The 26,561-nt window shown below is 65.9% G+C and carries 24 protein-coding genes; 13 read left to right on the top strand and 11 right to left on the bottom strand.

What is annotated here, in order from left to right; translation table 11 throughout:
* The first annotated feature begins 114 nt into the window (after positions 1 to 114).
* Entirely contained in the window at positions 115 to 1,482 is a 1,368-nt protein-coding gene (locus MJ122_RS04985) for a DUF1329 domain-containing protein (RefSeq protein WP_017519746.1), read from the top strand.
* Positions 1,483 to 1,714: 232 nt separating this feature from the next.
* The gene (locus tag MJ122_RS04980) at positions 1,715 to 4,441 is read left to right on the top strand and encodes a LuxR C-terminal-related transcriptional regulator (protein WP_239742623.1); all 2,727 of its coding nucleotides are present in this window, start codon (positions 1,715 to 1,717) and stop codon (positions 4,439 to 4,441) included.
* Positions 4,442 to 4,615: 174 nt separating this feature from the next.
* On the opposite strand, the gene MJ122_RS04975 is transcribed toward MJ122_RS04980, so the two are convergent.
* The gene (locus tag MJ122_RS04975; protein ID WP_088419339.1) at positions 4,616 to 5,488 is read right to left on the bottom strand and encodes a hypothetical protein; all 873 of its coding nucleotides are present in this window, start codon (positions 5,486 to 5,488) and stop codon (positions 4,616 to 4,618) included.
* Between the two features lie 161 nt (positions 5,489 to 5,649).
* Here MJ122_RS04975 and MJ122_RS04970 point away from each other — a divergent pair, with 161 nt between their 5' ends.
* Positions 5,650 to 6,588 carry an alpha/beta hydrolase gene (locus MJ122_RS04970; protein ID WP_239742621.1) on the top strand — a complete coding sequence of 313 codons (939 nt, stop codon included), beginning with the start codon at positions 5,650 to 5,652 and terminating at the stop codon, positions 6,586 to 6,588.
* Between the two features lie 212 nt (positions 6,589 to 6,800).
* Here MJ122_RS04970 and MJ122_RS04965 read toward each other — a convergent pair whose 3' ends face one another.
* Complete coding sequence (locus MJ122_RS04965) at positions 6,801 to 7,640, bottom strand: metal-dependent hydrolase (RefSeq protein WP_239742832.1); 840 nt, start codon at positions 7,638 to 7,640, stop codon at positions 6,801 to 6,803.
* A gap of 123 nt (positions 7,641 to 7,763) precedes the next feature.
* On the opposite strand from MJ122_RS04965, the gene MJ122_RS04960 reads away from it, so the two are divergent.
* From MJ122_RS04960 to MJ122_RS04950, 3 genes are all read left to right on the top strand, one after another.
* Positions 7,764 to 8,783, top strand: a complete 1,020-nt coding sequence (locus MJ122_RS04960; protein WP_239742619.1) for an AraC family transcriptional regulator — start codon at positions 7,764 to 7,766, stop codon at positions 8,781 to 8,783.
* 83 nt (positions 8,784 to 8,866) lie between these two features.
* Positions 8,867 to 9,508 (top strand): MBL fold metallo-hydrolase, encoded by a 642-nt coding sequence (locus MJ122_RS04955; protein WP_239742617.1) that lies wholly within the window; start codon positions 8,867 to 8,869, stop codon positions 9,506 to 9,508.
* An 85-nt stretch (positions 9,509 to 9,593) separates the two neighbouring features.
* A complete protein-coding gene (locus MJ122_RS04950) occupies positions 9,594 to 10,307 on the top strand; it encodes an OmpA family protein (RefSeq protein ID WP_017519107.1) in 714 nt (237 codons plus the stop codon).
* 141 nt (positions 10,308 to 10,448) lie between these two features.
* Here the strand turns inward: MJ122_RS04950 and MJ122_RS04945 are convergent, their stop codons facing one another.
* The 4 genes from MJ122_RS04945 to MJ122_RS04930 form a co-directional block, all read right to left on the bottom strand.
* Positions 10,449 to 11,360: an acyltransferase gene (locus MJ122_RS04945; protein ID WP_239742615.1), complete on the bottom strand. Its 912-nt coding sequence runs from the start codon at positions 11,358 to 11,360 to the stop codon at positions 10,449 to 10,451.
* Between the two features lie 81 nt (positions 11,361 to 11,441).
* Positions 11,442 to 13,568 (bottom strand): phosphate acetyltransferase, encoded by a 2,127-nt coding sequence (gene pta / locus MJ122_RS04940; protein WP_239742613.1) that lies wholly within the window; start codon positions 13,566 to 13,568, stop codon positions 11,442 to 11,444.
* 61 nt (positions 13,569 to 13,629) lie between these two features.
* Positions 13,630 to 14,820, bottom strand: a complete 1,191-nt coding sequence (locus MJ122_RS04935; RefSeq protein WP_088419351.1) for an acetate kinase — start codon at positions 14,818 to 14,820, stop codon at positions 13,630 to 13,632.
* Positions 14,821 to 14,822: 2 nt separating this feature from the next.
* Complete coding sequence (locus tag MJ122_RS04930) at positions 14,823 to 15,155, bottom strand: DUF3565 domain-containing protein (RefSeq protein WP_026079070.1); 333 nt, start codon at positions 15,153 to 15,155, stop codon at positions 14,823 to 14,825.
* Here MJ122_RS04930 and MJ122_RS04925 point away from each other — a divergent pair.
* From MJ122_RS04925 to MJ122_RS04915, 3 genes are all read left to right on the top strand, one after another.
* A complete protein-coding gene (locus tag MJ122_RS04925; RefSeq protein ID WP_017519102.1) occupies positions 15,124 to 15,609 on the top strand; it encodes a peptidylprolyl isomerase in 486 nt (161 codons plus the stop codon). The genes MJ122_RS04930 and MJ122_RS04925 overlap by 32 nt on opposite strands.
* 217 nt (positions 15,610 to 15,826) lie before the next feature.
* A complete protein-coding gene (locus tag MJ122_RS04920) occupies positions 15,827 to 16,312 on the top strand; it encodes a glutathione peroxidase (protein ID WP_088419353.1) in 486 nt (161 codons plus the stop codon).
* 111 nt (positions 16,313 to 16,423) lie between these two features.
* Positions 16,424 to 17,164, top strand: a complete 741-nt coding sequence (locus MJ122_RS04915; RefSeq protein ID WP_239742611.1) for a nitroreductase family protein — start codon at positions 16,424 to 16,426, stop codon at positions 17,162 to 17,164.
* Here the strand turns inward: MJ122_RS04915 and MJ122_RS04910 are convergent.
* A complete protein-coding gene (locus MJ122_RS04910; protein WP_239742609.1) occupies positions 17,151 to 17,558 on the bottom strand; it encodes a tautomerase family protein in 408 nt (135 codons plus the stop codon). The genes MJ122_RS04915 and MJ122_RS04910 overlap by 14 nt on opposite strands.
* Before the next feature lie 107 nt (positions 17,559 to 17,665).
* Between MJ122_RS04910 and MJ122_RS04905 the strand changes: the two genes are divergently transcribed.
* The 4 genes from MJ122_RS04905 (at position 17,666) to MJ122_RS04890 (ending at position 21,730) form a co-directional block, all read left to right on the top strand.
* The gene (locus MJ122_RS04905) at positions 17,666 to 18,556 is read left to right on the top strand and encodes a LysR substrate-binding domain-containing protein (RefSeq protein ID WP_239742607.1); all 891 of its coding nucleotides are present in this window, start codon (positions 17,666 to 17,668) and stop codon (positions 18,554 to 18,556) included.
* A 74-nt stretch (positions 18,557 to 18,630) separates the two neighbouring features.
* Positions 18,631 to 19,221, top strand: a complete 591-nt coding sequence (locus MJ122_RS04900) for a TetR/AcrR family transcriptional regulator (protein ID WP_017519097.1) — start codon at positions 18,631 to 18,633, stop codon at positions 19,219 to 19,221.
* A 79-nt stretch (positions 19,222 to 19,300) separates the two neighbouring features.
* Positions 19,301 to 20,413 carry an NADH:flavin oxidoreductase gene (locus MJ122_RS04895; RefSeq protein WP_138522100.1) on the top strand — a complete coding sequence of 371 codons (1,113 nt, stop codon included), beginning with the start codon at positions 19,301 to 19,303 and terminating at the stop codon, positions 20,411 to 20,413.
* A 357-nt stretch (positions 20,414 to 20,770) separates the two neighbouring features.
* Complete coding sequence (locus MJ122_RS04890; protein ID WP_088419363.1) at positions 20,771 to 21,730, top strand: DegV family protein; 960 nt, start codon at positions 20,771 to 20,773, stop codon at positions 21,728 to 21,730.
* Positions 21,731 to 21,732: 2 nt separating this feature from the next.
* Here the strand turns inward: MJ122_RS04890 and MJ122_RS04885 are convergent, their stop codons facing one another.
* The 4 genes from MJ122_RS04885 to MJ122_RS04870 all read right to left on the bottom strand — a co-directional run bounded on the left by MJ122_RS04885 (position 21,733) and on the right by MJ122_RS04870 (position 26,163).
* The gene (locus tag MJ122_RS04885) at positions 21,733 to 22,929 is read right to left on the bottom strand and encodes a glycosyltransferase family 1 protein (protein WP_239742605.1); all 1,197 of its coding nucleotides are present in this window, start codon (positions 22,927 to 22,929) and stop codon (positions 21,733 to 21,735) included.
* Between the two features lie 66 nt (positions 22,930 to 22,995).
* Positions 22,996 to 23,397 carry a hypothetical protein gene (locus tag MJ122_RS04880; protein WP_239742603.1) on the bottom strand — a complete coding sequence of 134 codons (402 nt, stop codon included), beginning with the start codon at positions 23,395 to 23,397 and terminating at the stop codon, positions 22,996 to 22,998.
* Positions 23,394 to 24,134: a sulfate transporter CysZ gene (cysZ, locus tag MJ122_RS04875; protein ID WP_088419369.1), complete on the bottom strand. Its 741-nt coding sequence runs from the start codon at positions 24,132 to 24,134 to the stop codon at positions 23,394 to 23,396. The genes MJ122_RS04880 and cysZ overlap by 4 nt, the downstream gene beginning before the upstream one ends.
* A gap of 97 nt (positions 24,135 to 24,231) precedes the next feature.
* Positions 24,232 to 26,163, bottom strand: coding sequence for a diguanylate cyclase (locus MJ122_RS04870; protein WP_239742601.1), 1,932 nt, complete (start codon positions 26,161 to 26,163; stop codon positions 24,232 to 24,234).
* Positions 26,164 to 26,561 lie beyond the last annotated feature (398 nt).

The raw sequence follows: 26,561 nt of genomic DNA, 5'->3' as shown, positions 1-26,561 counted from the left end.
GGCCATCCGGGCGGCCGGGTGACCTGCCGCCCCGGGCAGCAGACAAGACCCGCGATGCGCTGTTGGAAAGGCGGCCATCGCGGTGGGCAAAGACTCAACGAGGACGATAAACGCATGAGAACAACAAAGATCCTGCTGCACACGGGCGCCCTGGCGCTCAGCCTCATCGCCTCCCAGGTGATGGCGGCCGTCTCTGCCGATGAAGCGGCCAAGCTCGGCACCACCCTGACCCCGATGGGCGCGGAAAAGGCCGGCAACGCCGATGGCTCGATTCCGGCCTGGACCGGTGGCCTGGCCAAGAACGCCGGCACTGCCGACAGCAAGGGCTTCCTCAGCGATCCCTTCGCCAGCGAGAAGCCGCTGTTCACCATCACCGCGCAGAACATGGACCAGTACAAGGACAAGCTGACTCCTGGCCAGCAGGCCATGTTCAAGCGCTACCCCGACACCTACAAGATGCCGGTGTACCCGTCGCACCGTACCGCCACCGTGCCGGCGAACGTGCTCGAGGCGACCAAGAAGAACGCCACCAGTACCAAGCTGCTGCAGGGCGGCAACGGCCTGGAGAACTTCCAGGTGGCCAACCCCTTCCCGATTCCGAAGGACGGCCTGGAAGTCATCTGGAACCACATCACCCGCTATCGCGGCGGCCACGTGCGTCGTCTGGTGACCCAGGCCACTCCGCAGGTCAACGGCTCCTACTCGCTGGTGTACTTCCAGGACGAATTCGTCTTCCGCACCGACCTGAAGGACTACGACGCCAGCAAGCCGAGCAACGTGCTGTTCTACTTCAAGCAGCGTGTGACCGCGCCGGCACGTCTGGCCGGTAACGTGCTGCTGGTGCACGAGACCCTCGACCAGGTGAAGGAGCCGCGCCTGGCCTGGCTCTACAACGCCGGTCAGCGCCGCGTTCGCCGCGCCCCGCAGGTTTCCTATGACGGCCCGGGTACCGCCGCCGACGGCCTGCGTACCTCCGACAACCTGGACATGTACAACGGCGCGCCGGACCGCTACGACTGGAAACTGGTGGGCAAGCAGGAGCTGTACATCCCGTACAACAACTACAAGATGGACGATCCGAAGCTGAAGTATTCGGACATCATCAAGGCTGGCCACCTGAACCAGGACTTGTCGCGCTACGAGCTGCACCGCGTGTGGCACGTGACCGCCACCCTGAAACCGGGCGAGCGCCACATCTACGCCAAGCGTGACTTCTACATCGACGAGGACACCTGGCAGGCCGTGGCCATCGACCACTACGACGGTCGTGGCACCCTGTGGCGCGTGGCCGAGGCGTTCAACCAGTTCTACTACAACTACCAGGTACCGTGGTACACCGCGGAAACCCTGTATGACCTGCTGTCCGGTCGTTACCTGGTGCTGGGCCTGAAGAACGAGGAGAAATCCGCCTACGACTTCAACTACAGCGCCTCGGAAAGCGACTTCACCCCGGCAGCGCTTCGCCAGGAAGGCGTGCGCTGATCCCCCGATCCCCACGGGTGGTTCCGCGGTGAGAAAAGACCGGCCTTCGGGCCGGTTTTTTTATGGCTCATCATCTGTCAGATGAATGGAGGACGGAATGTCGGATGTCTTCCGGTCATCTTGTGGGCAAAGGTAACAAAATCGGCTTCTATTCCCGTTCGCGAGCGGCTAGGCTCGGTCCACAGTGCGACCTTCGTTGACCGCTACAAGAGCTAGAGCAATAGCCAGGCCGATGACCGACTTCTCGACTCTGCCAAGTCTGACCCCTGTACCGCCCGGTGTGGCCGGCAGCCGCTTCTTCCGGCCGCCGCTGCCACATGGCCACGTCGCGCGTTCGCGCCTGTGCCAGCGCATGGCTGCAGGGCTGGAGGGACGGCTGATCCTGGTATCCGCGCCGGCCGGGTTCGGCAAGAGTTCCCTGGCCATCGAATTCTGCCAGACGCTGGAAGAGCAATGGCGCAGCCTGTGGTTGGGGCTCAGTGCCAGGGACAGCGACCCCGGGCGCTTCCTCGAGCGCCTGCTCGAAGGCTTGCGCCTGCATTTCCCCACCCTCGGTGAAGAAGCCCTGGCCCTGCTGAAGATGCGCCAGCGCCACCAGCCGTTTGCCTTCGAAGCCTGGCTCGACGACCTGCTTGATGAACTGGTGGACAGCCTCTGCGTCGACCGCCCGCTGCTCCTGGTGCTGGACGACTACCACCTGGCCCAAGGGGCGGTGCTCGACCGCTGCCTGCAGTTCCTCCTCAATCACCAGCCCGCCGGCCTGGTCGTGCTGGTCACCAGCCGCCAGCGCCCGGACTGGCACCTGGCGCGCCTGCGCCTGTCGCGCCAGCTGCTGGAATTCACCGAACAGGACCTGCGCCTGACCGTCGAGGAGACCGCGCAACTGGTCTGCGCCACCGGCGCCCAGCTCGACGACAACGCCCTCGACAACCTGGTCGAGCGCAGCGAAGGCTGGATCGCCGGGCTGCGCCTGTGGCTGCTGGCCCATGGCGACGAACTGGCGGCCAACGTGCCTGATCTTTCGGTGCACGGCGCCGAAGAGCTGATCCGCGACTATCTGTTGGAAGAGGTGATCGACAAGCAGACTCCGGAGGTACAGATATTCCTGGCTCAGACGGCACGCTTCGAACGCTTCTCCGCCGAGCTGTGCGATGCCCTGCGGGACTCCCATGACAGCGCCTCGATCCTGCGTCATCTGCAGCAGCACCAGGTATTCCTCGTGCCGCTGGACGAGCAGGGCCAGTGGTTCCGTTATCACCACCTGTTCTCCGACCTGCTGCTGGCCCGCCCGCTGCCCGGTTCCGGGCCCTCGGCTGCCGCGCTGCACCTGCGCGCGTGCCGCTGGTTCAGCGCCCAGGGCTTGTTCGATGACGCCGTGGAGCAGGCCCTGCGCGCCGGCCATCCGGAAGTCGCCGCGAGCCTGGTGCAGAGCCTGTCCGAAGAACAATTGCTGGCCGAGCAGAACGTCGCCACGCTGCTGCGCTGGAAGATGGACCTGCCCGACAGCCTGCTGGCCAGCACGCCGCGCCTGATCGTGTTGTACAGCTGGGCGCTGGCGCTGGCCTGTCAGCTGGATGCGGCCGAGGAACTGGGCGCGCAGCTGTCGCGCTTCCTGCCCGCGGCGGATGACACCACCCAGCGCGACCTGCTCGCGCAATGGCAGGCCCTGGCAGGCGTGATCGCCCGTGGTCGTGGCGAGATCGAAGCGGCGGAGCGGCACTGCGAGGAGGCCCTGCAAGGCCTCGGTCCGGAGCGCTTCGGCCCGCGCCTGCTGTGCCTGTCGACCCTGAGCAATATCTCCATCGTGCGCGACGACCTGTGGCGTGCACGGGGGCTGAACAGAGAGGCGCTGGAACTGGCGCAACGCTTCGGCAATCCGCTGTTCGAGGCCATGGTGCATTACGACCGAGCCCGCGTGCTGCAAGCGCGTGGCGAGGTGCTGCGCGCCGAGGACGAAGTGCGTCAGGGACTGGCGCGGTTGGCCGGTCTGTCCTCGCAGCGTCGCTATGCGGTTCGCGGCCGGCTGATGCTTTACCAGGGCTACCTGCGCAGCTTGGCGCTGCAGCCGGACGAGGCGCGCAAATGCCTCAAGGCCGGCATCGAGGAGGCTCGCGCCTGCCGCGATATCAGCCTGGTGATCGGCTTCTGCGTGCTGGCCAGCCTGGAAGGGCGGCTGGGCAACTACACCCGCGCCTTCGCCTACCTCGCCGAGGTCGAGCGGATGATGCACGTGTGGGACGTACCGCCGGTCTACTACCTGTCGGCCATTACCCTGATCAAGTGCGAACTCTGGCTCGGTCAGGGCCAGGTCGAACTGGCCACTGCCTGGCTGGAGCGGCTGCGCGACACCTACACCGGCGACGAGCCGGCCACCCCGCCGGAGTGCTCGCCACAGTTGCCGCGCAACGTGGAGATGCTGCAGTCGCAGCTGGAGCGCCGCGAGGGTCGCATGGCCGACGCCGAGGCTCGGCTGCGCGCCGTGGCCAGCGGCGCCCTGCAAGGCGGTGCGCAGTTGCAGGCACGTTTCGCCCAGGGCCAGCTGGTTGCCCTGCTGCTGCAGGACGGCCGTGAACGCGAGGCTTCCTTCGAGCTGGGCGAATGCCTGAATGGACTGGCGGTCGGCCTGCTGATCCCGTTGCATGAAGTACTGCTGCAGCATCCGGACTGGCTGCGCGAGCAACTGGCCGTGCGGGCTTCTTCGCCGGCCATCGAGGCCTTGCGCGAACGACTGCCGGCTGCGCCGGAGCGCGGCATGGTGCTCCCCGATTGCCTGAGCGGCCGTGAGCTGGCGGTCCTGGAACTGATCGCCCAGGGCTGCTCCAACCAGGAAATCAGCGAACGCCTGTTCATCTCCCTGCACACGGTGAAAAGCCACGCCCGCCACATCAACGACAAGCTCGGCGTCGAACGCCGCACGCAGGCGGTAGCGCGGGCAAAGGAGATGGGGCTGTTGCGCTAGGGCGCTGGCCGAGCCTTCCGACGTCAACGGCTGGTATGGGAGCGGACTCTGTCCGCGATTGGCCCGAGACTGTACAGCGGTGGCAAGCGATCGCGGACGGAGTCCGCTCCTACCCATGCCGGTTCGAGCAGGAGCGGGCACCGGCGCAGCAAGCCGCCACGGCTGGCGCCAGACTCACATCCCCTTCTTCTTCTCCGCCTCCGGCGGCGCGCTCAGGTCCAGCCCCTTGGGCACCGGCTGTCCCTTGGCCGGCGCGGCCAACTGCTTCTGCACGTCCGCCTGGATTGCCTGCAGCACCGGCAGCAGGTCGCGCATGTTCTCGCGCACTTCCGGGTAGGCGTGCTTCTGCGCCAGTTCGTCCACGCGCATCAGCAACTGCACGCGCACTTCCGGTGGCAGGTGGATGAAGAGTTCCGGCAACTGCTTGGCGAGCTCCGCGCTGTAGAGCACCAGGTCCTGGCGGTCGAACTGCGCTGTCAGGCCGAGGTAGTCCAGCGCGCTGCTGGTCAGCATCGAGGCGGCCGCCTTGGCCTCCTGCATGCCTTGCAGGCGCACCGGGTTGCGCTGCTCGCTCTGCGCCAGGGTCATCCAGAACTCCACCGTCAGGTTGAACAGGATCGCCTGTTCGCGCAGCGAGTAGCTCATCAGGCCCAGCGCCTCGGCGCCGTAGGGCTGCTTGGCGGCGCGGAAGTTGAAGTACAGGCGCATCAGCTCCTTGAGCTTGAACAGCACCTCGCGCGCCTCGTTCTGCCGCAGCTCCAGCGGCGCGTAGATGTTCAGCTGCGGGCGGAAGTTATCCTCGCTGACCATGCGCTGGTAGATCGGCCCGGTGAACTCGCCGCTGCGCCGGGGCAGGCCGTTGACCTGGGTTTCGTCGATCTTCTTCAGCGCGTCGATCAGCACCTGGTAGTCGGCGCTGGTCCAGTTGCGCTGGATGTCGGGGATCTTCTGGCCCAGGTAATACAGGTCGGCGGACAGGGCTGGGCGGCACAGGAGCAGCAGCAGGACGACCAGCGGCCACAGCGAACGGCGAATGAGGATCGGCACGAACGGGCTTTCCTTGCGCGAAGGCGGGTCGGGCTAGGTTAGCGGGGCGAGCGGCCTGCGTCATCCGTCCTGGACCTCGACACTACCTAGGTTGGGCGCGGCGCTGCGGGCGCTGTGGTGTGATGGGGCTTTAGAACAACAAGCACGGGAGTCACTCGTCCATGACCGCCACATTGTCTGTGCAACCGCCGCTGGCCGAGGGCCTGGCCCGCTACGGTTTCGGCCCGCTGCCGCTGGCCGCGCTGAAGGCGCGCTACGCCTCGCCCGAATCCGGTTCGAAGTTCATCCAGGTCGACGGCTTCGACATCCACTACCGCGACGAAGGCAGCCCGGACAAGCCGGTGCTGGTGCTGGTCCACGGTGTAATGGCCTCGTTGCACACCTGGGACGGCTGGGTCGCCGAGTTGTCCCAGCACTTTCGCATCATCCGCCTCGACGTGCCCGGCTTCGGCCTCACCGGTGGCGGCCAGGATCGCGAGTACGACGGCGAGCGCCTGGTGAAGGGGTTCGGCATGTTCCTGGATCGACTGGACCTGAAGCACGTATCCATCGCCGGCAACTCGCTGGGCGGCTACATCGCCTGGAACTACGCACTGGCCAACGCCCACCGCGTCGAGCGGCTGATACTCATCGACCCGGCCGGCTACTACATGCAGAAGGTCCCGCTGATGATCGCCAGCGCGGTGCTGCCCGGCGCCGGCATCATGATGCCGATGTGGATGCCGCGTGCCCTGGTGGCCCAGGGCATCAAGGAAGTCTATGGCGATGCGCGCAAGATCAAGCCGGGCGTAATCGACCGTTACTACGACATCAGCCGCCGGCCGGGCAACCGCCGCGCGATGATCGATATCTTCCGCGTGCTGGTGAAGGCCAACCGCGAGGAGCTGCCTACCACCCCCAACCGCGTCGCCGCGCTGAAGGTACCGACGCTGCTGATGTGGGGCGAGCGCGACCGCTGGATTTCACCGCGCCACGTGCCGATGTGGCAGCGCGACGTGCCGGGGATCGAAGTGAAGGTCTATCCCGGCGTGGGGCATATCCCGATGGAGGAAATCCCCGAGGAGTCGGCGGCGGATGCGCTGCGTTTCCTGCATGCCTGATTGCTCGTCGCGCCACAAAAAGCCCGGCCAAGCGCCGGGCTTTTTCATGGGCGTAGGAGCGGACTTCGTCCGCGATGGTTTTCCCTCGGCAGGTCCTCCACCTGGGCGATGCCGATCGCGGATGAATCCGCTCCTACAGGGGAATACCTTGCCTGGCGCCAGAAACGACACCGCCCCGGCAAGGCGGGGCGGTGTTCGAAGCGAAAGGCGGATCAGCCAGCGTGAGCCAGTGGCTGCGGGTCGTACTCCTTGCGCACTTCGTAGAGCACATCGAGGTTGTTGTGCTGCCAGGGGTGGAAGTCGGACTTGAAGAAGTCCATGTATTCACGCAGCAGCGGGCGGAACACGCCGTGCTTGCCCCAGGTCCACTTGATGCCGTCGCGCCAGACGCGCCAGTTCCACAGCAGGCCGTCCACCTTGAGCATGTGCACCAGCCCGCGGAAGGTATCCAGCACGAAGAAGAAGGTGGCCATGCGCATCGCCCGGCGCAGCAGCTTGCGGCTGCCGCAGACCTGGTTGTAGACGTCGAAGGCCACCGCCTTGTGCTCGGTTTCCTCCAGCGCGTGCCAGCGCCACAGACGCTGCATCACCGGGTCGGCGCCCTCCATGGTGCGTGGGTCGGTCAGCAGCCCGTTGGCCATGATCGCGGTGATGTGCTCCAGCGCGGCGGTCGCGGCCAGCTGGCGCCTGGCCGGGAATTTCTTCTGGGTGAAGCGGATGCGCGCCTGGGCGCGTTTCTCGATGGCGGTGACATCGTAGCCCAGGTCGCGCAGACGCTGGCTGTAGGTCAGATGTTCGCGGCTGTGGTGGCCTTCCTGGCCGATGAAGCCGCGGATCTGCTCCTTGAGCACCGGGTCGCTGATCTGGTCGCGGAACTGCCGCACCGAGTCGATGAAGAAGCGTTCGCCGTCGGGGAAGAGCACCGACATGGCGTCGAACAGATGGGACTTGAAGGCGTCTCCACTATGCCAGTGACGCGGCAGCGGATCGGGCAGATCGAAGTCCATGTGCCGGGGCTTGATCTCCAGTCCTGCGGGGGTGGTGCTGGCCATGGCGGCTCCAGTGTTGTGGTTGTCCATGGTCAGTACTCTGGGCTTGTAGGGAAAGCGTCACAAGGTTATTGTCTGCCAACTTTCCGGTCATATCCGGCCAGCGGTCAACCTATAAGAAGAACGATGAAACAACCGCTCAATTTCACCGCCGAACTGGTGCCCGTCGCCTATGCGCAGGCACTTCTGGACCTCGCCGAAGAACTGGGCGTGCCGCGCACGCGCCTGTTCGAGCTGTCCCGCGTGCGCCCCGAGGTGCTGCAGAGCCCGAACGGCCGCCTGTCCTTCATCGACTTCAACCTGCTCGCCGGCTCTGCCCTGGCGTACTGCAACGAGCCGGCCTTCGGCCTGCTGCTGGGGCAACGGCTGAACGTCTCCACCCACGGCATCCTCGGCTACGCGGTGCTGTCCAGCGCCAACCTCGAGCGCGCCATTGCCTTCGCCTTGAAGTACTACCGGGTGCTAGGCCTGGCCTATGACCTGGAGATGGTGGAGGACAACGGCGTCTCCTACCTGCGCGCCAGCGAGTCGATCCCGCTCGGGCCCATGGGCCGCTTCGCCGCCGAAGGCCTGATGACCAGCCTGCACACCATTGCACGTTTTCTCGTCGGCGAGCCGCTGCAGGGCGTCAGCGTCGGCTTCGCCCATGCCGCGCCGGCCTACGTGCAGCGCTACACCGAGGTGTTTGGCGGCGAGGTGCTGTTCGACCAGCCGTTCCATTTCATCGGCCTGCCCAGCGAATACCTGGCGCGGCCCATGGCGTTGGCCAACCCCGCCACGGTGCAGATGTGCGAGCAGCAGTGCGAGGCGCTGCTGGCCACGCTGGACGTGCAGGAAGGCCTGCTGACCCGCATCCGCCGCCTGCTGCTGGCGCGCCCCGGCGAATTCCCCGACCTGGAGAGCGTGGCCGCCGACCTGCACACCAGCGGCCGCAGCCTGCGTCGACATCTTTCGAACCTGGGCACCACCTACCAGGAGGTGCTCGACGATGTGCGCAAGCGCCTGGCCCTGCAATACCTCACCACGACCCACCTGCCGCTCTACGAGATCGCGCTGCTGCTGGGCTTCAACGACCCGTCGAACTTCCGCCGGGCCTTCCGCAAGTGGACCGGCAAGCTGCCCACGGACTACCGCCAGGACGATTGAACACTCGATCCATCGACTCGCCAGGGCAGGGCGGAATCGGCGAAAATGTGCGCCGTGTTCTTCCGCAACCGAGCGAGTCTTCGATGAGCGACCAGCCTGCCCTGATCCGCGAAACCTTCCCCGTCGGCCCCTTGCAGTGCAACTGCACCATCATCGGCGACCCGCTGACGAAGAAGGCCATCGTCGTCGATCCGGGCGGCGACCACGAACTCATCCTGCAGCGCCTCGACGCGTTGGGGCTGAAGGTGGTCAGCATCATCCACACCCACGCGCACCTGGACCACTTCCTCGCCTCCGGGCAGATGAAGGAGAAGACCGGCGCGACGCTGCATCTGCACAAGGAGGACCAGTTCCTCTGGGACAACCTGGAGATGCAGTGCCGCATGTTCGGCGTACCCTATAAGCCGGTGCCCTCGCCGGACCAGTGGCTGGCCGACGACGAGGAGCTGGCCTGCGGTTGCGGCGTGGCGCTGCACACGCCGGGGCACACGCCCGGCTCCATGAGTTTCTGGTTCCCCAAGGACAAACTGCTGATTGCCGGCGACACCCTGTTCCGCCGCAGCATTGGCCGCACCGACCTGTGGGGCGGCGACTACGCCACCATCGAGCGTTCGATCCGCGAGCGCCTCTATTCGCTGGACGAAGAGGCGACCGTGGTCACCGGCCACGGCCCGGACACCAACCTGGGCGACGAGATGCGGGAAAACCCCTTCATCCGCGCTTAAGGTTGCTACGGAATTATTTGCACGACCTAAGCTCTAATCAGCCGCCCGCTAATGGGTGTTGCGCTATTTCGAGGAGTCATCCGACATGTTCACCGCACGTAGTCTGTCCATGGTTGCGGCTGCCACCGCCTTCGCCCTCATGGCCGGTTGCGCCTCCCAGAACCCCTATGACCCCAACACCCAGGCCCCGCCGGCCGAGGGCGGCATGAGCAAGACCGCCAAGTACGGTGCGCTGGGCGCGCTGGCCGGCGCTGTTGCCGGTGCCGCGATCAACCACGACAACCGCGGCAAGGGTGCGATGATCGGCGCCGCCGCCATCGGTGCCGCCGCCGCCGGCTACGGCTACTACGCCGACAAGCAGGAAGCCAAGCTGCGTCAGCAGATGCAGGGCACCGGTGTGCAGGTGGAGCGCCAGGGTGACGACATCAAGCTGATCATGCCGGGCAACATCACCTTCGCCACCGATTCGGCGAACATCGCGCCGTCCTTCTACACCCCGCTGAACAACCTGGCCAACTCCTTCAAGGAGTTCAACCAGAACAGCATCGAGATCGTCGGCTACACCGACAGCACCGGCAGCCGCCAGCACAACATGGACCTGTCCCAGCGTCGTGCGCAGTCCGTTGCAACCTACCTGACCTCCCAGGGCGTCGACGGCACTCGCGTCAGCACCCGCGGCATGGGCCCGGACCAGCCGATCGCCTCCAACGCCGACGCCAACGGCCGCGCGCAGAACCGCCGCGTGGAAGTGAACCTGAAGGCGCTGCCGGGCGCACAGACCCAGCAGTACCAGCAGTAAGCAGCGCCCATGAAAAAGCCCGCCGATTGGCGGGCTTTTTGTGCCTGACGGGAAGGGGGCGTAGGAGCGGACTCTGTCCGCGATCGGTTTCCGGCGCGTTGCGGGCCTATCGCGGACGGAGTCCGCTCCTACACAAGTCTGTCAGGCCTTGGCGGCGGGGAATTCGCGGTGCAGCTGGGCCAGCAACTGGTCCTTGCGCTCCCACAGCTGGTTCACCCACAGCTGGAACTCGGCGCGGTAGCCCTCGTCCTGGTCGTAGCTCCTGCCGATGAACTGGCGGGGGATTTCCATCTCCTCGAAGCGCACCACGACCGAGCGAAGGCGACCGGACAGCAGGCACCAGAAGGTTGGGCGGCCGTCGGGATAATGGATGGTGACGTTCACCAGGGTGCGCAGCTGCTCGCCCATGGCGTCGAGGACGAAAGCGATGCCGCCGGCCTTGGGCTTGAGCAGGTGCGGGAAGGGCGATTTCTGCTCGTCATGCTTGGCCTGGGTGAAGCGGGTGCCTTCGAGGAAATTGAAGATTGCCACCGGAATGCGGCTGAACTTGGCGCACGCCTTGCGGGTGGTTTCCAGGTCCTTGCCTTTCTTTTCCGGGTGCTTGGCGAGGTAGGCCTTGGTGTAGCGCTTCATGAAGGGGAAATCGAGCGCCCACCAGCACAGGCCGATCACCGGGACCCAGATCAGCTCCTGCTTGAGGAAGAAGCGCAGCAGGGGAATATGGCGGTTGAGCTGGTATTGCAGGACGAGGATGTCCACCCAGCTCTGGTGGTTGCTGGTGACCAGGTAGGAGTGGTCGTAGTGCAGCCCCTGCAGGCCCTTTACGTCCCAGTCGGTGTTGCGGACCAGGTTCATCCAGCCCTTGTTGCAGGTGATCCAGCTTTCGGCGATCACGCTCATGACTTTGCTGAGCGCCAGCTGGGCCGCATTGAAGGGCAGCAGCAGCTTGATGATCGACATGCCCAGCAGCGGAATGCACCAGCACAGCGTGCTCGTCACCAGGATCAGGGTGGCGAGGATGCCGCGCAGGGTGTGCGGGAGGAAACTCAACATCGAGGAATGGTCCTTGTACGTAGGCGCCCGGTCGGCCGGGCGCGTGATGCGTTCATGGGCACATCCCTAGTGCCTTGGTTGTCAGCCGTCCTTGCCGGAGTCCGCCTGGATCGCCGTCAGCGCGATGGTGTAGACGATGTCGTCCACCAGCGCGCCGCGTGAGAGGTCGTTCACCGGTTTGCGCAGGCCCTGCAGCATCGGCCCGATGCTGACGCAGTCGGCGCTGCGCTGGACCGCCTTGTAGGTGGTGTTCCCGGTGTTCAGGTCGGGGAACACGAACACGTTGGCGCGTCCGGCCACCGGGCTGTCGGGCGCCTTCAGGCGACCCACGCTGGCGATGGCGGCGGCATCATACTGCAAGGGGCCGTCGATCAACAGATCGGGGCGTTTTTCCCGCGCGATGCGCGTAGCTTCGCGGACTTTCTCGACATCTGCGCCGGTTCCGGACGCGCCGGTGGAGTAGCTGATCATCGCCACTCGCGGGGTGATGCCGAAGGCCTGGGCCGAGGCGGCACTTTGCAGGGCGATCTCCGCCAGGTCACTGGCCGAAGGGTCGGGATTCACCGCGCAATCGCCATAGACCACCACCTGGTCGGGCAGCAGCATGAAGAACACCGAGGACACCAGGTTGTAACCCGGCGCGGTCTTGATCAGTTGCAGGGCCGGGCGGATGGTGTTGGCGGTGGTGTGGATGGCGCCGGAAACCAGCCCGTCCACTTCGTCCAGGGCAAGCATCACGGTGCCCAGCACCACGTTGTCTTCCAGCTGCTGCTCGGCCATCGGCGCGTTCAGGCTCTTGCCCTTGCGCAGTTCGACCATGGGTTCGACGTAGCGGCTGCGCACCAGGTCCGGATCGACGATCTCCAGGTCCTCGGGCAGCACGATGCCCAGCATCTGCGCCACGGCCTGTACGTCGTCGGGCTTGGCCAGCAGCACGCAGCGGGCGATGCCGCGGGCGTGGCAGATGGCGGCGGCCTGCACGGTGCGCGGTTCGCTGCCCTCGGGCAGGACGATGCGCTTGTCGGCGCGGTTGGCGCGCTGGGTGAGCTGGTAGCGGAATACCGGCGGCGACAGGCGCAGCTCGTGCGGCGCGCCGCAGCGGTCCTTGAGCCACTCGAAGTCGATGTGCTCGGCGACGAACTCGGTTACGCGCTCGGCGCGCTCGCGGTCGTCCACCGGGATTTCCTTGTTCATCCGCGACAGGTCGCCGGCGGTGTCGAAGGAGCCGGTCTTCACCGTCAGCACCGGCAGGCCGCTCTGCAGTGCGCTGCGGCACAGCTCCATGATCCGCGCGTCGGGCGTCAGCCCCGAACACAGCAGCAGGCCGGCCAGCGGCACGCCATTCATGGCGGCCAGGCAGGCGGCGAGGATGATGTCGTCTCGGTCGCCCGGCACCACCACCAGCACGCCGGGCTTGAGCAGGTGCACGGTGTTCGGTGCCGAGGGCGCGCAGAGGATGATCTTCTGTACGCGGCGTTGTTCATAGTCGCCGGCGTTGAGCACGCTGGCGTCGAGCAGGTCCGCCACGTCGCGGGTGCGCGGGGCGTTCATCTCGTCCTGCCAGGGGATACAGCCGAGCAGCCGGACGTCGCCGTCGCGCAGCAGCGGGGAGTGTTCCTTCAGGCGTTCACCGAACAGGCGTGCGGCCTCGACCGCGTCGCGCGGCATGTCTTCGCTTTCGCCGCCACGCACCTTGTTCACGATCAGGCCGGCCAGGTGCGGGTCGCGCGGGCCGCCGAACAGCTGGGCGAGGATCTCGATGCGGTCCGACAACTCGCTCACCGTCTCGTTGTCGGGCGCAGAGACCAGGATCACCTCGGCATCGACGCTGCGCGCCAGGTGGGCGTTGATGCGCGCGGCGTAGCTGGCGTGCTTGGTCGGCACCATGCCCTCGACGATCATCACGTCCTTGTCGGCGGCGGCGCCGTTGTACATCCCGACTATGTCCTCGAGCAGTTCGTCGAGCAGGCCGTCGCCGAGCATGCGCTCGACCTTGGACAGCGACAGCGGGGTAGGCGCGTTGAGGCCGTGGGTGCGTGCGACCAGTTCGCTGGAGCGCTCCGGGCCGTCGTCGCCGATGTGCGGCTGGGCAATGGGCTTGAAGAAACCGACCTTCAGGCCGGCGCGTTGCAGGGCGCGGATCAGGCCCAGGCTGGTGGATGTCAGGCCGACACCGAAACCGGTCGGCGCGAGGAAGAAGGTGTGCATCCGGGCTCCTTAAGCCGTGCGGGAGTGGTCTGCGCCCTTGTGGGGCGCAACCGATGAATCTTCAGTCGAGGACCGCCAGTGTGTCGAGTGCGATCTGCTTCTCTTCATTGGTGGGGATCACCAGCACGCGGGGATGGCCGGGCAGGTGGATCGGCCCGCCGACGCCGCGTACGCAGCGGGCGTTGGCTTCGCCGTCGAGTTCGAGGTTGAGCACGTGCAGGTGCTTGACCGTGAGGTTGCGCACCAGCGCGGAGTTCTCGCCGATGCCGCCGGTGAAGATGATGCCGTCCAGCCGCGGCAGCGCACAGGTCAGCGAGGCCAGGGACTTGGCCAATCGGTAACAGAATACTTCGATGGCCAGCGCCGCATTGGCGTGGCCCTGCTCGCGGGCGTTTTCCAGGGTGCGCATGTCATTGGACAGCCCCGACAGGCCGAGCAGGCCGCTGTCGTGGTTGAGCATGTGGTCGATCTTCTCCAGGCTCCAGCCCAGGGTACGCGCCAGGTGGCTGTGCAGGTTCGGGTCGACGTCGCCGGAGCGGGTGCCCATCATCAGGCCTTCCAGCGGAGTGAGGCCCATGCTGGTGTCGCGGCTCTGGCCGTTGGCGATGGCACAGGTGGAGCTGCCGTTGCCCAGGTGCGCGGACAGCCAGTAGCTGTCGCCTACCGCCAGCCCGCTCATTTCCGCCGCCCGGTGGCTGACGTAGCGGTGGCTGGTGCCGTGGAAGCCGTAGCGGCGCACGTGCTGCTCGCGGTACAGCGGCTCGGGGATGGCGTAGCGGTAGGCGCGCTCGGGCAGGCTCTGGTGGAAGGCGGTGTCGAACACCGCGATATGCGGCAGGTCCGGGTAGAGCGCCATGGCGGCGTCGATGCCCACCAGGTTGGCCGGGTTGTGCAGCGGCGCCAGCGGCGAGGTCTCGCGGATGGCGCTGAGGACTTCATCGGTCAGGCGCGAGGCCTGGGTGAAACGCTCGCCGCCATGCACCACGCGGTGGCCGATGGCGTGCAGCTCGCCCTGTGCGGCCTGGGCTACCAGCGGCAGCAGGCGGGCGAGGGCGGCCTTGTGGTCGGCGCCGGGCAGCTCGAGGGTTTGCGGCTGCTCGTCGGTCTCGCCCTGCCAGCGCAGGCTCGCGCCGTTGGCGCCAAGGCGTTCGGCCAGGCCGTGGAGAATGAAGTCGTCGCGCCCCTCTCGAACCAGGGCGAACTTGATCGAAGAACTGCCGCAGTTGATCACCAGGATATTGCGAGCCGGCATGCCTACTCCTTGTTGCTGTCGGAATCCTTGGCGCACCAGCCGCAGGGGAATAGCCGGCCGATCTGCGCCTCGCGCTGTTGCGGGTCCAGCACCCAGGGCCGCGATTGCCACGGCGGCTCATGGCGCAGGTGCTGGGTGTGGCCGCAGGACAAGACTGCCACCCAATGGCCGTCTTCGTCCTGATGAAAGTCAAGCAGGCGCGGCGGGACCGCGTGATCCCGTCCGTCCGTCTTCGGGTCGCATTCGGGGGCGTCGCCGCGTAGACTTACGCGCTCAACTTCTATATCAGATAGGTTTCGAACCATGCAGATCGCGGCCAACAAGGCGGTTTCCATCGACTATACCCTGACCAACGACGCAGGTGAGGTCATCGACAGCTCCGCCGGCGGCGCTCCGCTGGTTTACCTGCACGGCGCCCACAACATCATCGGCGGCCTGGAAAAGGCCCTGGAAGGCAAGCAGGTCGGTGACGAGCTGGACGTGACCGTCGAGCCGGCCGATGCCTACGGCGAATACAGCGCCGAGCTGGTCGCCACCCTGACCCGCGAGATGTTCGAAGGCGTGGACGAGCTGGAAGTCGGCATGCAGTTCCACGCTTCCGCTCCGGACGGCGGCATGCAGATCGTCACCATCCGCGACATCGAAGGCGACGACGTGATTGTCGACGGCAACCACCCGCTGGCCGGCCAGCGCCTGAACTTCAAGGTGAAAGTGGTCGACATTCGCGATGCGTCCGCCGAAGAAGTTGCCCATGGCCACGTCCATGGCGAAGGTGGTCATCACCACTGATGGCTGTCGCCCGGTCGGCCATCGACCGGGTGAAGCCATCATTGAGCTGCTACGCTCAATCTTGAAAGGCGCCTTCGGGCGCCTTTCTCATGCAACCTGATCGACTGCAACAAGGCCAGGGCATTTTTCCCGCATCGACTGGGATTGCGCAGCACGACGGACACGTTGTCCGCTCCCTGCGCGGGCACTTCGTGCCTACTTCTTCAAGGAGCAAGCAATGAGCGCTTTTCACGATCTGACGCTGCATGGCCTCGATGGCCAGGATCTGCCGTTGGCCCCGCTCAAGGGCAAGGTCGTGCTGGTGGTCAACGTCGCCTCGAAATGCGGCCTGACCCCGCAGTACGCCGCTCTGGAAAACCTTTACCAGCAATACAAGGACCAGGGGTTCGTGGTTCTCGGTCTGCCGTGCAACCAGTTCGCCGGGCAGGAGCCGGGCAGCGAAGCCGAGATCCAGTCGTTCTGCTCGCTGAACTATGGGGTCAGTTTCCCCATGTCGGGCAAGCTCGAGGTCAACGGCTCCGAGCGCCATCCGCTGTACCGCCTGCTGGCGGGCGAGGGCGCCGAGTTCCCCGGCGACATCACCTGGAACTTCGAGAAGTTCCTCCTCGGCCCGGATGGCCGCGTGCTGGCCCGCTTCAGCCCGCGCACCACGCCGGATGATCCGGCGCTGATCCAGGCCATCGAGAAGGCGCTGGGCGCCTGATCCACCGGCGGGAGAGGGCGCATGCGCCAATCCCGCCGGCATTTCTCCCCTCCGTCTTGTTCCACGCCAGGTGTGGCGGCTTAATCGGGCGACCTGTTTCCGGAGCCCGCCATGAGCCGTTTCGCCGCCGAGTCCGCCTGCCTGCCCGCCACGCCCGATGCCTTGCGCGCGCTGATCGAACAGCGCCGCGCGGTGCGCCGTTTCCTCGATGATCCGGTGCCGGAAGCGGTACTGCGCGACTGCCTGGAACAGGCGGTGCTGGCGCCCAACGCGTGCAACCTGCAGCCCTGGAGCTTCCAGGTGATCCGCGATGCCGAGCTGCGCCGGCGGCTGGCGCCGGTGTGCCTGGGCCAGAACGCGGCGCGCACCGCGCCGGTGCTGATCGCCGTGCTGGCTCGGCCGGATACCTGGCGCGAGTCCTGCGCAGCGGTCCTCGAGCAGTGGCCGGAGCCGGAGGTGCCGAAGAAGGTGCGCGACTTCTACCAGCGCACCGCGCCCTTCCAGTACAACCAGGGCGTATTCGGGCTACGCGGAATGTTCAAGCGCGCGCTCTATGCGGTATTCGGCCTGCGCCGCGCGCTGATGCGCCAGCCCAACAGCCACGCCGAGATGCGCCTGTGGGCGGTGAAGTCCACCGCACTGGCGGCGCAGAACCTGATGCTGGCCCTGCAGAGCCACGGCTACGCCACCTGCCCCATGGAAGGCTTCGATGAAGTGCGGTTGCGCAAGGTGCTGGATATTCCTCGCCGCGCGGTGCCGATCATGCTGCTGGCGGCAGGGCGGGCGGCCGACAACGGCGTCTACAACCCGCGCCTGCGCTTCCCGCTGGAGCAGCGCGTCAGATGGCACTGACCGCATCGGGCTTGGTCAGCACGCCCATGCGACCGCCACCGAAGGACCAGTCGTCCGCCTCGCTGGTGGTGATCTGCACCATCACGTCCTCGCTGGCGATTCCCAGCCGCTCGCCCAGCAGCGCGTTCAGCCGCCGGTAGAACGCCTGCCTGGTCTGCGAATCCCGTGGCCGGCCGATGGTGATGGCGATCAGCACGAAATCGTCGCTGCGCGGACCGCCCAGGTAGTGGCGATTGAAGACGAACTCATGGGGCTCATGCTGGTGGATCATCACGAACTGGTCGCCCTCGGGCACGTTGAAGGCCTCGTGCATGGCGTCGTAGACGGTGTCGGCGAGTTCGCGCAGGTACTCGGGTTGCTTGCCCTTGCGCAGGGAGATGCGGACGGTAGGCATGGCGCCGTTCCTCGGTGAGTGATTGACGGGATCAGGCTAGCCCGGCAATTTGATCCTGAAAATCGGGAAATATTTAACAGATAGTTCGAATATTCAGGATGGTTGCCATGCCCCGTATCAACTTCGACCTGGACGTGTTGCGGACCTTCGTGACCGGCATCGAACTGGGCAGCTTCGCCCGCGCGGCGGATCGCCTGGGGCGCTCCACCTCTGCCGTCAGCGCTCAATTGAAGAAGCTGGAAGAGCAGGCTGGCACCCCGGTATTGCGCCGCGAAGGGCGCGGTATGGCGCTGACCGAGGCGGGCGAGACGCTGCTGGCGTATGCCCGCCGCCTGCTGGAATTGAACGACGAAGCAGCCGGCGCCTTGCGTGGCGGTGCGCTGGAAGGCCGGGTGCGCCTCGGCCTGCAGGAGGATTTCGGCGAAACGCTGCTGCCCGCAGTGCTGGCGCGCTTTGCCCGTGCCCATCCCAAGGTGCGCATCGAGGTGCGCACCGCGCGTAACCAGCAGCTCATCGAAGGAGTGCGCAACGGCGAGTTGGACCTGGCGCTGGCCTGGGAGACCGGCGAGCGCACGCCACACATGGAGCGCATTGGTGCGGTGGCGCAGTGCTGGATCGGCGCGTCGCAAGCGCTGCTGTCTCCCGGCGCGGAACCCCTGCCGCTGGTGATGCTGGAGGCGCCTTGTCTGCTGCGCAGCGCGGCGACGGCGGCGCTGGACCGGGCCGGCATTGCCTGGCGCGTGGCGTTCACCAGCGCCGGGTTGTCCGGCATCTGGGCAGCGGTCGGCGCCGGGCTGGGCGTTGGCCTGCGCACGCCGATCGGCCTGCCGGCCAGCGTCGAGCGGCTGGATTCCCAGCGCGCCGGGCTGCCGGTGATGGCGCCGCTGGGCCTGTGCCTGCACCGCAGCGAAGCCGAGCCGGAAGCAGTGGTCGAGCGCTTGCGTGAATTGCTGCAGAAAGGTGTGGCGGAACTGCTGGAAAGCCCGGCGATCCGCTGATCCGCTTCTGAGGGAAAATCACTGCGATCAATGGTGCTGGAGGAAGCGAGACGACCGGTCATATTCTTGCGCCCATGAACAGCATCCGACTCGACAAGCGTGACCTGATCCTCGCCAAGGGCTCCCTGGCGATGACCCGCAGCGGCTACCACGGCACCGGCGTGCAGGACATCGTCCAGGCCGCCGGCATCCCCAAGGGCTCCTTCTACCACTACTTCGAGAGCAAGGAAGATTTCGCCCTGCAAGCCCTGGAGCATCTGTACGCGCCGCGCCTGGCACGTTACGCCGAGGCGCTGGGCAACCCGGCATTGGGTCCGCGTGCGCGCATCCTTACTTATTACCGCGAACTCCTGGCGCATTTCGCCCGCCAGGAGAAGCTCGAATACCACTGCTTCATCGGCAGCCTGAGCTTCGAGATGGCCGAGCTGTCGCCGCCGATCGCCGAGCGCGTCGACGGCATCCTTCAGCAGTCCATCGATACCCTGCGCGACTGCCTGGCTGACGCCCAGCGCGCCGGGGAGTTGCCCGCCTCGGAGAACGTCGAGCAACTGGCCGAGTTCATCGGCAATGCCTGGCAGGGCGTGCTGGCGCGCATGAAAGTCAGCGCTTCGCTCAAACCGGTGGAGCGCTTTATCGAGCGCCTGGAGCACTTGCTACAGGCCTGATCTGCCTGAGTCATCACTCATTTTTCAGCCCAACTCAAAAAACGAGACGACCGGTCGCCTGGCCGTCATGGAGACTTCAATGACTGCATCCGTAGATACCCTGTTCTCGCCCTTCCGCCTGGGCGGCCTGGAACTGCCCACGCGCATCGTGATGGCGCCGATGACCCGCAACTTCACCCCGGGCGGCGTCCCCCACGCCCAGGTCGTCGAGTATTACCGCCGCCGCGCCGCCGCCGGTGTCGGCCTGATCGTGACCGAAGGCACTACGGTCAACCACAAGGCCGCCAACGGCTACCCGAATGTGCCGCGCTTCCACGGCGAAGACGCCCTGGCCGGCTGGAAGCAGGTGGTCGACGCCGTACACGCCGAGGGCGGCAAGATCGTCCCGCAACTGTGGCACGTCGGCGCCGTGCGCCGCCTGGGCACCGAGCCGGACGCCAGCGTTCCGGGCTACGGCCCAAGTGGCAAGGAAAAGGACGGCACCGTGCTGGTCCACGAGATGACCAAGGAGGACATCCAGGAAGTCATCGCCGCCTTCGCCCAGGCCGCCGTCGACGCCAAGTCCATCGGCATGGACGGCGTGGAGATCCACGGCGCCCACGGCTACCTGATCGACCAGTTCTTCTGGGACGGCAGCAACAAGCGCACCGACGAATACGGCGGCAGCCTGGCCAACCGTTCGCGCTTCGCCATCGAACTGATCCAGGCTGTGCGCGCGGCCGTCGGCCCCGACTACCCGATCATCTTCCGCTTTTCCCAATGGAAGCAGCAGGACTACAGCGCCCGCCTGGTGCAGACCGCCGAAGAGCTGGAAGCCTTCCTCAAGCCGCTGTCGGATGCCGGCGTGGATATCTTCCACTGCTCCACCCGCCGCTTCTGGATTCCGGAATTCGAAGGCTCCGACCTCAACCTGGCCGGCTGGACCCGCCAACTCACCGGCAAGCCGACCATCACCGTCGGTAACGTCGGCCTGGACGGCAGCGAGTTCCTGGCCTTCTTCGGCAACACCGAGGAAGTCGCCCAGCCGTCGGGCATCGACGGGCTGCTGGAGCGCCTGAACAAGGAAGAGTTCGACCTGGTGGCTGTCGGCCGCGCCCTGCTGGTCGACCCGGACTGGGCGGTGAAAGTGCGTGACGGTCGTCTGGAGGACATCAAGCCCTTCAGCCGAGATGCGTTGATGTCGCTGGCCTGATTCGCCATTCGGTGAATGAAAAGCCCCTGGCGCCCTCGGTGCCAGGGGCTTTTGCTATTGCTGAACCCTCGCGCAGCCGCTCCTTGGAGGAGCAATGTATTTTCTGAAAATCCGTGCTGGAGTTGCCCTCTCCCTCCAGGGAGAGGGCAAAGCCTGGCGCAGGATTTCCCCGGTCGGCCTGCGCTCTGGTTATGATTGATCATAAGCAATCTGAATGGTCTGAAAGCACCGTCCTAGGCGTTTACAAAACTTTTCCGAGACCCACCTTTCCGCATGCTGACTTCCCAGTCCGAAACGGGCAGAGTATGACCGCGTTCACACAAAAATAAGGCCGGGATACGGCCATAGGAGTAAGACATGCGGATCGGCTTGGTGGTCGATGCAACCTGCGACCTTCCCCCGGAGTTCCTTGCTGCCCACGACATTCGCGTACTGCCCATCGGTATCCGTGTGGGCGAACGGCGCATCGTCGATGACCGCGATCCCGACACCACCCTCAGGTTCTATTCCCAGGACCTGCCCAAGGTCGGCCCCGAGGACGGCAGCGAACCGCTGACGCCGGCGCAGACCCATGACTGGTTCCTGGAGCAGCTGGTCACCGACTTCGACTACGTGATCTGCCTGACCGTGACCAGCCAGCGCAGCCCGATCTTCGAGCACGCCACCCAGGCTTCCTTCAGCCTGCTGCAGACTTACAAGGAGCGCCGCGCCGCTGCCGGTATCGCCGGGCCGTTCGCGCTGCGGGTAATCGACAGCCAGACCGTGTTCGCCGGCCTCGCCGTGCTGGCCGCCGAAGGCATACGCCTGCTCGGCGAAGACCAGCACCCGAACGCGGTACGCACCCGCCTGGAGCAGCTCAGCCAGCAGATGAATACCTTCCTGGTCGCCAGCGACCTGGGACACATCCGCCGGCGCGGCTTCCAGAAGGGCGACCGCAGCAGCATCGGCGACCGCCTGCGCGGTGCCTTCCTCGGCCTGGGCTCGATGCTCGACATGAAACCGGTGCTGAGCCTGGTGCAGGGCGAGGACAAGCCGGTGTCGGTCTCGCCGAACTACGAGAAGTCCGCCGAGCGCCTGCTCAACTTCGCCCGCGCGCGGGTCGAGGCGGGCGAGTTGCTGGCGCCGCAGATGTGCCTGAGCTATGCCGGCGATCCCTCCGCCCTGCGTGACCTGCCCGGTTTTGCTGCGCTGGAAGCGGCCTGCCAGGCCAAGGGTGTGCAGGTGCACCTGGCGATGCTCAGCCCCACCGGCGGCATCAACCTTGGCGAGGGCGCCATGAGCCTGTCCTTTGCTGCCGAGCCCAAGCCTTTCGCCTGATCCTATTTGTGGATTTCGGGCTGGCCCAGACCGCCGGGGTGCTTCCCCGGCAGGGCTGTGCGGCAGGCTTCCTGAAGATAGCCTTCGAAACGCTCGATCACGTTGTCCCACGCCTGATGGATGGCGTGGTGACGCGCGTTGAGGCGCACCCGGCGCAAGCGCTCCGGGTCGCCCAGCAGCCAGCTCGCCGCTTCGAAGAAGCTCTGGTTCTCACCCGGCACAGCGAGCACACCGTTGTGGCCGTGGCGAATGTGCTGGCCGGCTGCCGCCTGGTCGAAAGCCACCACCGCCAGCCCTGAGGCCAGTGCTTCCAGCACCACGTTGCCGAAGGTTTCCGACAGGCTGGGAAAGAGGAACAGGTCGCCACTGGCATAGTGCCGGGCCAGTTCCTCGCCGCGCTGCAGCCCGCAGAAGACGGCTTCGGGCAGCTGCTTCTGCAGTAAGGCGCGTTGCGGTCCGTCACCGACTATCACCAGCCGGAGCTTGAGCTGCGGGTGCGCCGCGCACAGCGCACGGAAGCTGCTGCCCAGCAGCGGCAGGTTCTTCTCCGCCGCCAGCCGGCCGACGTGCAGTACGGCGATGTCCCGCTCGCCCAGGCCCCACTCGCGGCGCAGCGTTTCGTCGCGCCGTGATGGATTGAACAATTGGCTGTCGACGCCGCGCGAGAGTTGCGCCAGGCGCTCGAAACCGCGCCTTTGCAATTCCACGGACTGGCTGGCGCTGGGCACCAGGGTCTGCTGGGTGCGGTTGTGGAACCAGCGCAGGTACAGCGTCACCAGGCGCATCAGCGGGCCGAAGCCATAGTGCGCGCTGTACTGCTGGAAGTTGGTATGGAAGCCGCTGATCACTGGGATCCGCAGGCGCTTCGCGGCTCGCAGGGCTGCCAGGCCGAGCGGGCCTTCGGTGGCGATGTAGAGCACGTCCGGGCGGGTGCGCTTCCAGTGACGCAGCAGCTTGTGCAGGCACGACTGGCCCCATTGCAGGCCGGGATAGCCGGGCAGCGGCCAGCCACGGGTGAGGACGAGTTCGCCGTCGCTGTGCCGGCCTTCGTCGCCTTGCTGGCGCGGTCGCACGATCTGGATCTGGTGTCCGAGGCGCAACAGCCCCGAGGCCAGGCGGCCCAGGGTGTTGGCGACGCCATTGATTTCCGGCGGAAAGGTTTCGCTGATCAGCGCAATGCGCAGGGGAGTCGTGGTCATGCTCGCAGTGTCCCGGCGTGCGGTGGCGCGCCGATGACAGAGGGATGATCGATAGGTGACAGCGGCTCAGTCGCAGCCGAAGGAGGGGAACTTGCCCTGGTCGGCGACGCGCTGGCGAATGCGCTGGCAGTTCGCCCGTTCACGAGTCTCGTCGGAGTCGAGCAAGGGATTGCCGCTGTCGATCCGGCGCTCGTCGGGCGGACGAACGAGCGATCCTTCCTGGGTAATGCGGAAGGCGGGCTGACTCGGTTGCTCCCTGGGGGCGGCCGGTTGCGTCGGCAGTGTGCTGCTGAACCGGCTGTCGTAATCGTCAGCCAGGGCTGAACCCGTGGGCAGGGCGAGGAAAAGGGCAAACAGTGCGCGCATGGACATCTCGAGGCCGGGGAAAAACGTCATTGGACGGATTTTCCCGGCCGCGGTCAGCAGTCGCGAGGCAAACAGGAAGTTTCGGGCGGCGCCGGTGATCACTTCACCAATGCTTTCTCGCCTTCCTCGCGCACCCAGAACAACACCGCACCGGCCACGGCGGCGGGCATGGCGACCAGGTTGACCAGCGGGATCAGCAGCGCCAGGTAGGTCACCCCGCCAAAGCCCATGCAGGCCCAGCGCTTGCTGCGCAGCCAGGCGAGCATCTCGTTCCAGCCCAGCTTGTGGTTGTCCGCAGGGTAGTCGATGTACTGCACAGCCATCATCCACACGCCGAAAATCAGCCACAGCGGGGCGGCGATCAGGTTCAGGCCGGGGATCAGGCTGAGGATGAACAGCGCGATGGCGCGCGGCAGGAAGTAGCCGAGCTTGCGCAGTTCGCGGCCGATGGTGCGCGGGACCATGGCCATCAGCTCGCCCCAGCTGAACTCGGGGAAGTCGTCGGTGCCGCGCACCACCACTTCGACCTTTTCCGCGAGGAAGCCGTTGAAGGGCGCGGCGATGATGTTGGCGATCATGGTGAAGGTGAAGAACACGATCAGCAGTACCAGCGCCACGAACAGCGGCCAGAGGATGAACTGCAGGAAGCTGAGCCAGTCCGGCAGGCTAGGCATCAGCCAGTCTACCCAGTGGCTGAACTGGTTGATGGCGAAGCCGATCAGGCCGACGAACAGCAAGAGGTTGATGCTCAGGGGCAGCAGCACGAACAGCCGCAGGCCGGGGCGCATCATCAGTTTCAGGCCTTCGCTCAAGTATTGCGGGCCGCGCAGGGTGGACATTGGCTTCTCCAGGTGTGAACCGTTGGCGACCTTAGCAGACCCGGCGGACGACCGGCGAGCCGTCTGTTTTGCCGGGTATGTGCTGGCGTGGCAGCAGTCAGGCGACGGTATAGCGATAGCAGCGATTGCGTTCCTGCTTGGCCTGGTACATGGCGATGTCGGCGGCGCGGGTGAGGGCATCGGCGTCGCCGGCATCCTGTGGATAGAAGGCGATGCCGATGCTGGGCGTGACGAAGTCGATCACCTGGCCGCCCAGGTGGTACTGGGCGCCGAGCACGGCCAGCAGGCGTGTGCCCAGGGCTTCGGCCTGGTCCGGCTCGGCGTTTTCCAGCAGCACGGCGAATTCGTCGCCGCCCAGGCGGAAGGCCTGGTCCGGCTGGCGCAGGCTGCTGCGCATGCGCTCGCCTACCGTTCCGAGCAGGGCATCGCCGATGGCATGGCCGAAGCGGTCGTTGACCTGCTTGAAGCGGTCCAGGTCGATGTACAGCAGGGCCACGCGATTGGCGTGCACGACGACCTGCTGCAGTTGTTCGTTGAACGCCTTGCGGTTGCCCAGCCCCGTGAGGGTGTCGCGGTAGGCCAGGTCCAGCAGCTGCTTCTGATAGGCCACCTGATCACTGATGTCGCGCAGGATGCCACGGAAGCCCTGGAACCCGCCCTGGGCGTCGCGGATCGCCGAGAGCCGCGTTTCGCAGCTGACCAGCCGGCCATCGCGGCGCTTGAAGGGAGCGGAGAAGGTGGTTTCCTGTTCGTCGTCGCGAGCCTGCTCATAGAGGCTGCGGGCCCGGATCAGGTCCGCCTCCTGCAGCAGAATGCCGAAATGCTGGCCAGCGAGCTGCTCGGCGCTGTAACCGAGCATCCGGCACAACGCCGGATTGAGGGTGAGGATGATGCCTTGCGTGTCCATCTCGAAGAAGCCATCGCGGATCGCGTCGAGGATCGCCCGGTCCCGCGCTTCGCTCTGCTCCAGGCGGTCGAGCATGTGGTTCATCTCGCTGGCCAGCTGGCCCAGCTCGTCGGCTCCCTGGGGACCCAGGCGCGAAGGCGCGTCGTCCTGGCCGATGACCGCGACTTCCCGGTTCATGGTGGACACCCTGCGGATGATGCGGAATTCCAGTGCCACATAGGCGAGCAGCGTGGCGCCACCGAGCAGGCCAATGGTCAGGTAAAGGAACAGCCGGACGGACTGCCGGCCCTGCTGGTACAGCGGCCTGGGGCTGGTGAGCTCCAGGCGCAGTTGTGCCCGCCCGCGCGAATCGAGGTAGAGCAGGGACATCTGCTGGTTGTTTTCATCCAGCAGGCGCCGGGGACTGATCAGCGTGGCGCCGCGCCCGGTGGGAATATTCAGGGTGCGCCAGTCGTTGCCCTGCACCGGGTCCTGTGCCAGACGCAGGCTCGCGCCCATCTGGGTCTGCAGGCTGGACATGCGCGCGCTGTCGAGCAGCACGCCGGCGATGACCACGCCAGCCGGCTCGGCGGTGCCGGCGCTATTGCTGATCGGGTAGCTGAGCAGCAGCTGCGGCAGGCCTTCTATCTGCAGCAACTGGTCCAGGCTGTGGCGCGGATCGCCTTCGATATCCAGCGCGCCCAGTTCCAGGGCGGTCCGCAGGATGCCCTGGCGCAGTTGGTTGGCGTCGGGAACCTTCTGCTGGGGAAAACGCCGGGCCAGCCCGTCGAGTTTCCATTGCTGGGCGACTATCCGGCCTTTGCGGTCGACGTAGAGCACGTAGTCGAATCCCAGGATGCCCAGCAGGTCCTGGTCGAGATTTTCCTCGACGAAGTTTGCCTGCGGCAGGCGCATGAACCGGTAGCTGGCGTCCCACCAGGCGTAGCTGTGAACGACGTCAAGGTTGCGCTGTTTCTCGTAGGCGACGCGCTTGTGGACGATGCGCACCTCATCGGCCAGGCGCTGGCGGTCGCCGCGGTCGAAGCGGTCGAGCAGGATCAGGTCCGATAGCAGCCAGACCCCGGCAAGGCTCGCGACGAACAGGGGCAGGCACAGCCAGAGCAGGCGGGCACGAAGGTTCATGGTAATGCGTGTGACCTTTGTTCTGCTTGAGTCTAGCCATCCGGGCCGTGGGCGCGCGCTGCATAGGCCAAGCCTATGAGGCGCATTGAGATTGGACATTTCAGCAGGCCGCGAGCGCGGCGGTAAGCTACGCGCCAGGTGCTATCGAACCAGTTCGAGGGTCGTTTCGAGACTTCCTGACTTATCTCAACGAGCCGGGCGCGACAGCGGAAATCCCTGACTTATCTCAAGGGTTTCCCGGAGTTCTGCAGGAGAATGCAACTGTGATTTCGGTCACACCGCATTGCCTCCAGTCTCCGGGCGATGCGGTCCGCGCAACAAACCTTTCCGTGGAGCTGCCGTTCTCCCAACCTTCCCCCTGGTGCTTTGGCAGCTCCCTTTTCTTTTGCCCGCTTCAG

The sequence above is a fragment of the Pseudomonas sp. DP-17 genome, assembly GCF_022380625.1.
Taxonomy (GTDB): Bacteria; Pseudomonadota; Gammaproteobacteria; order Pseudomonadales; family Pseudomonadaceae; genus Pseudomonas; species Pseudomonas nitroreducens_A.
The sequence above is the reverse complement of the archived record's forward strand: the minus strand, read 5'-3'. Positions and strand labels throughout refer to the sequence as shown.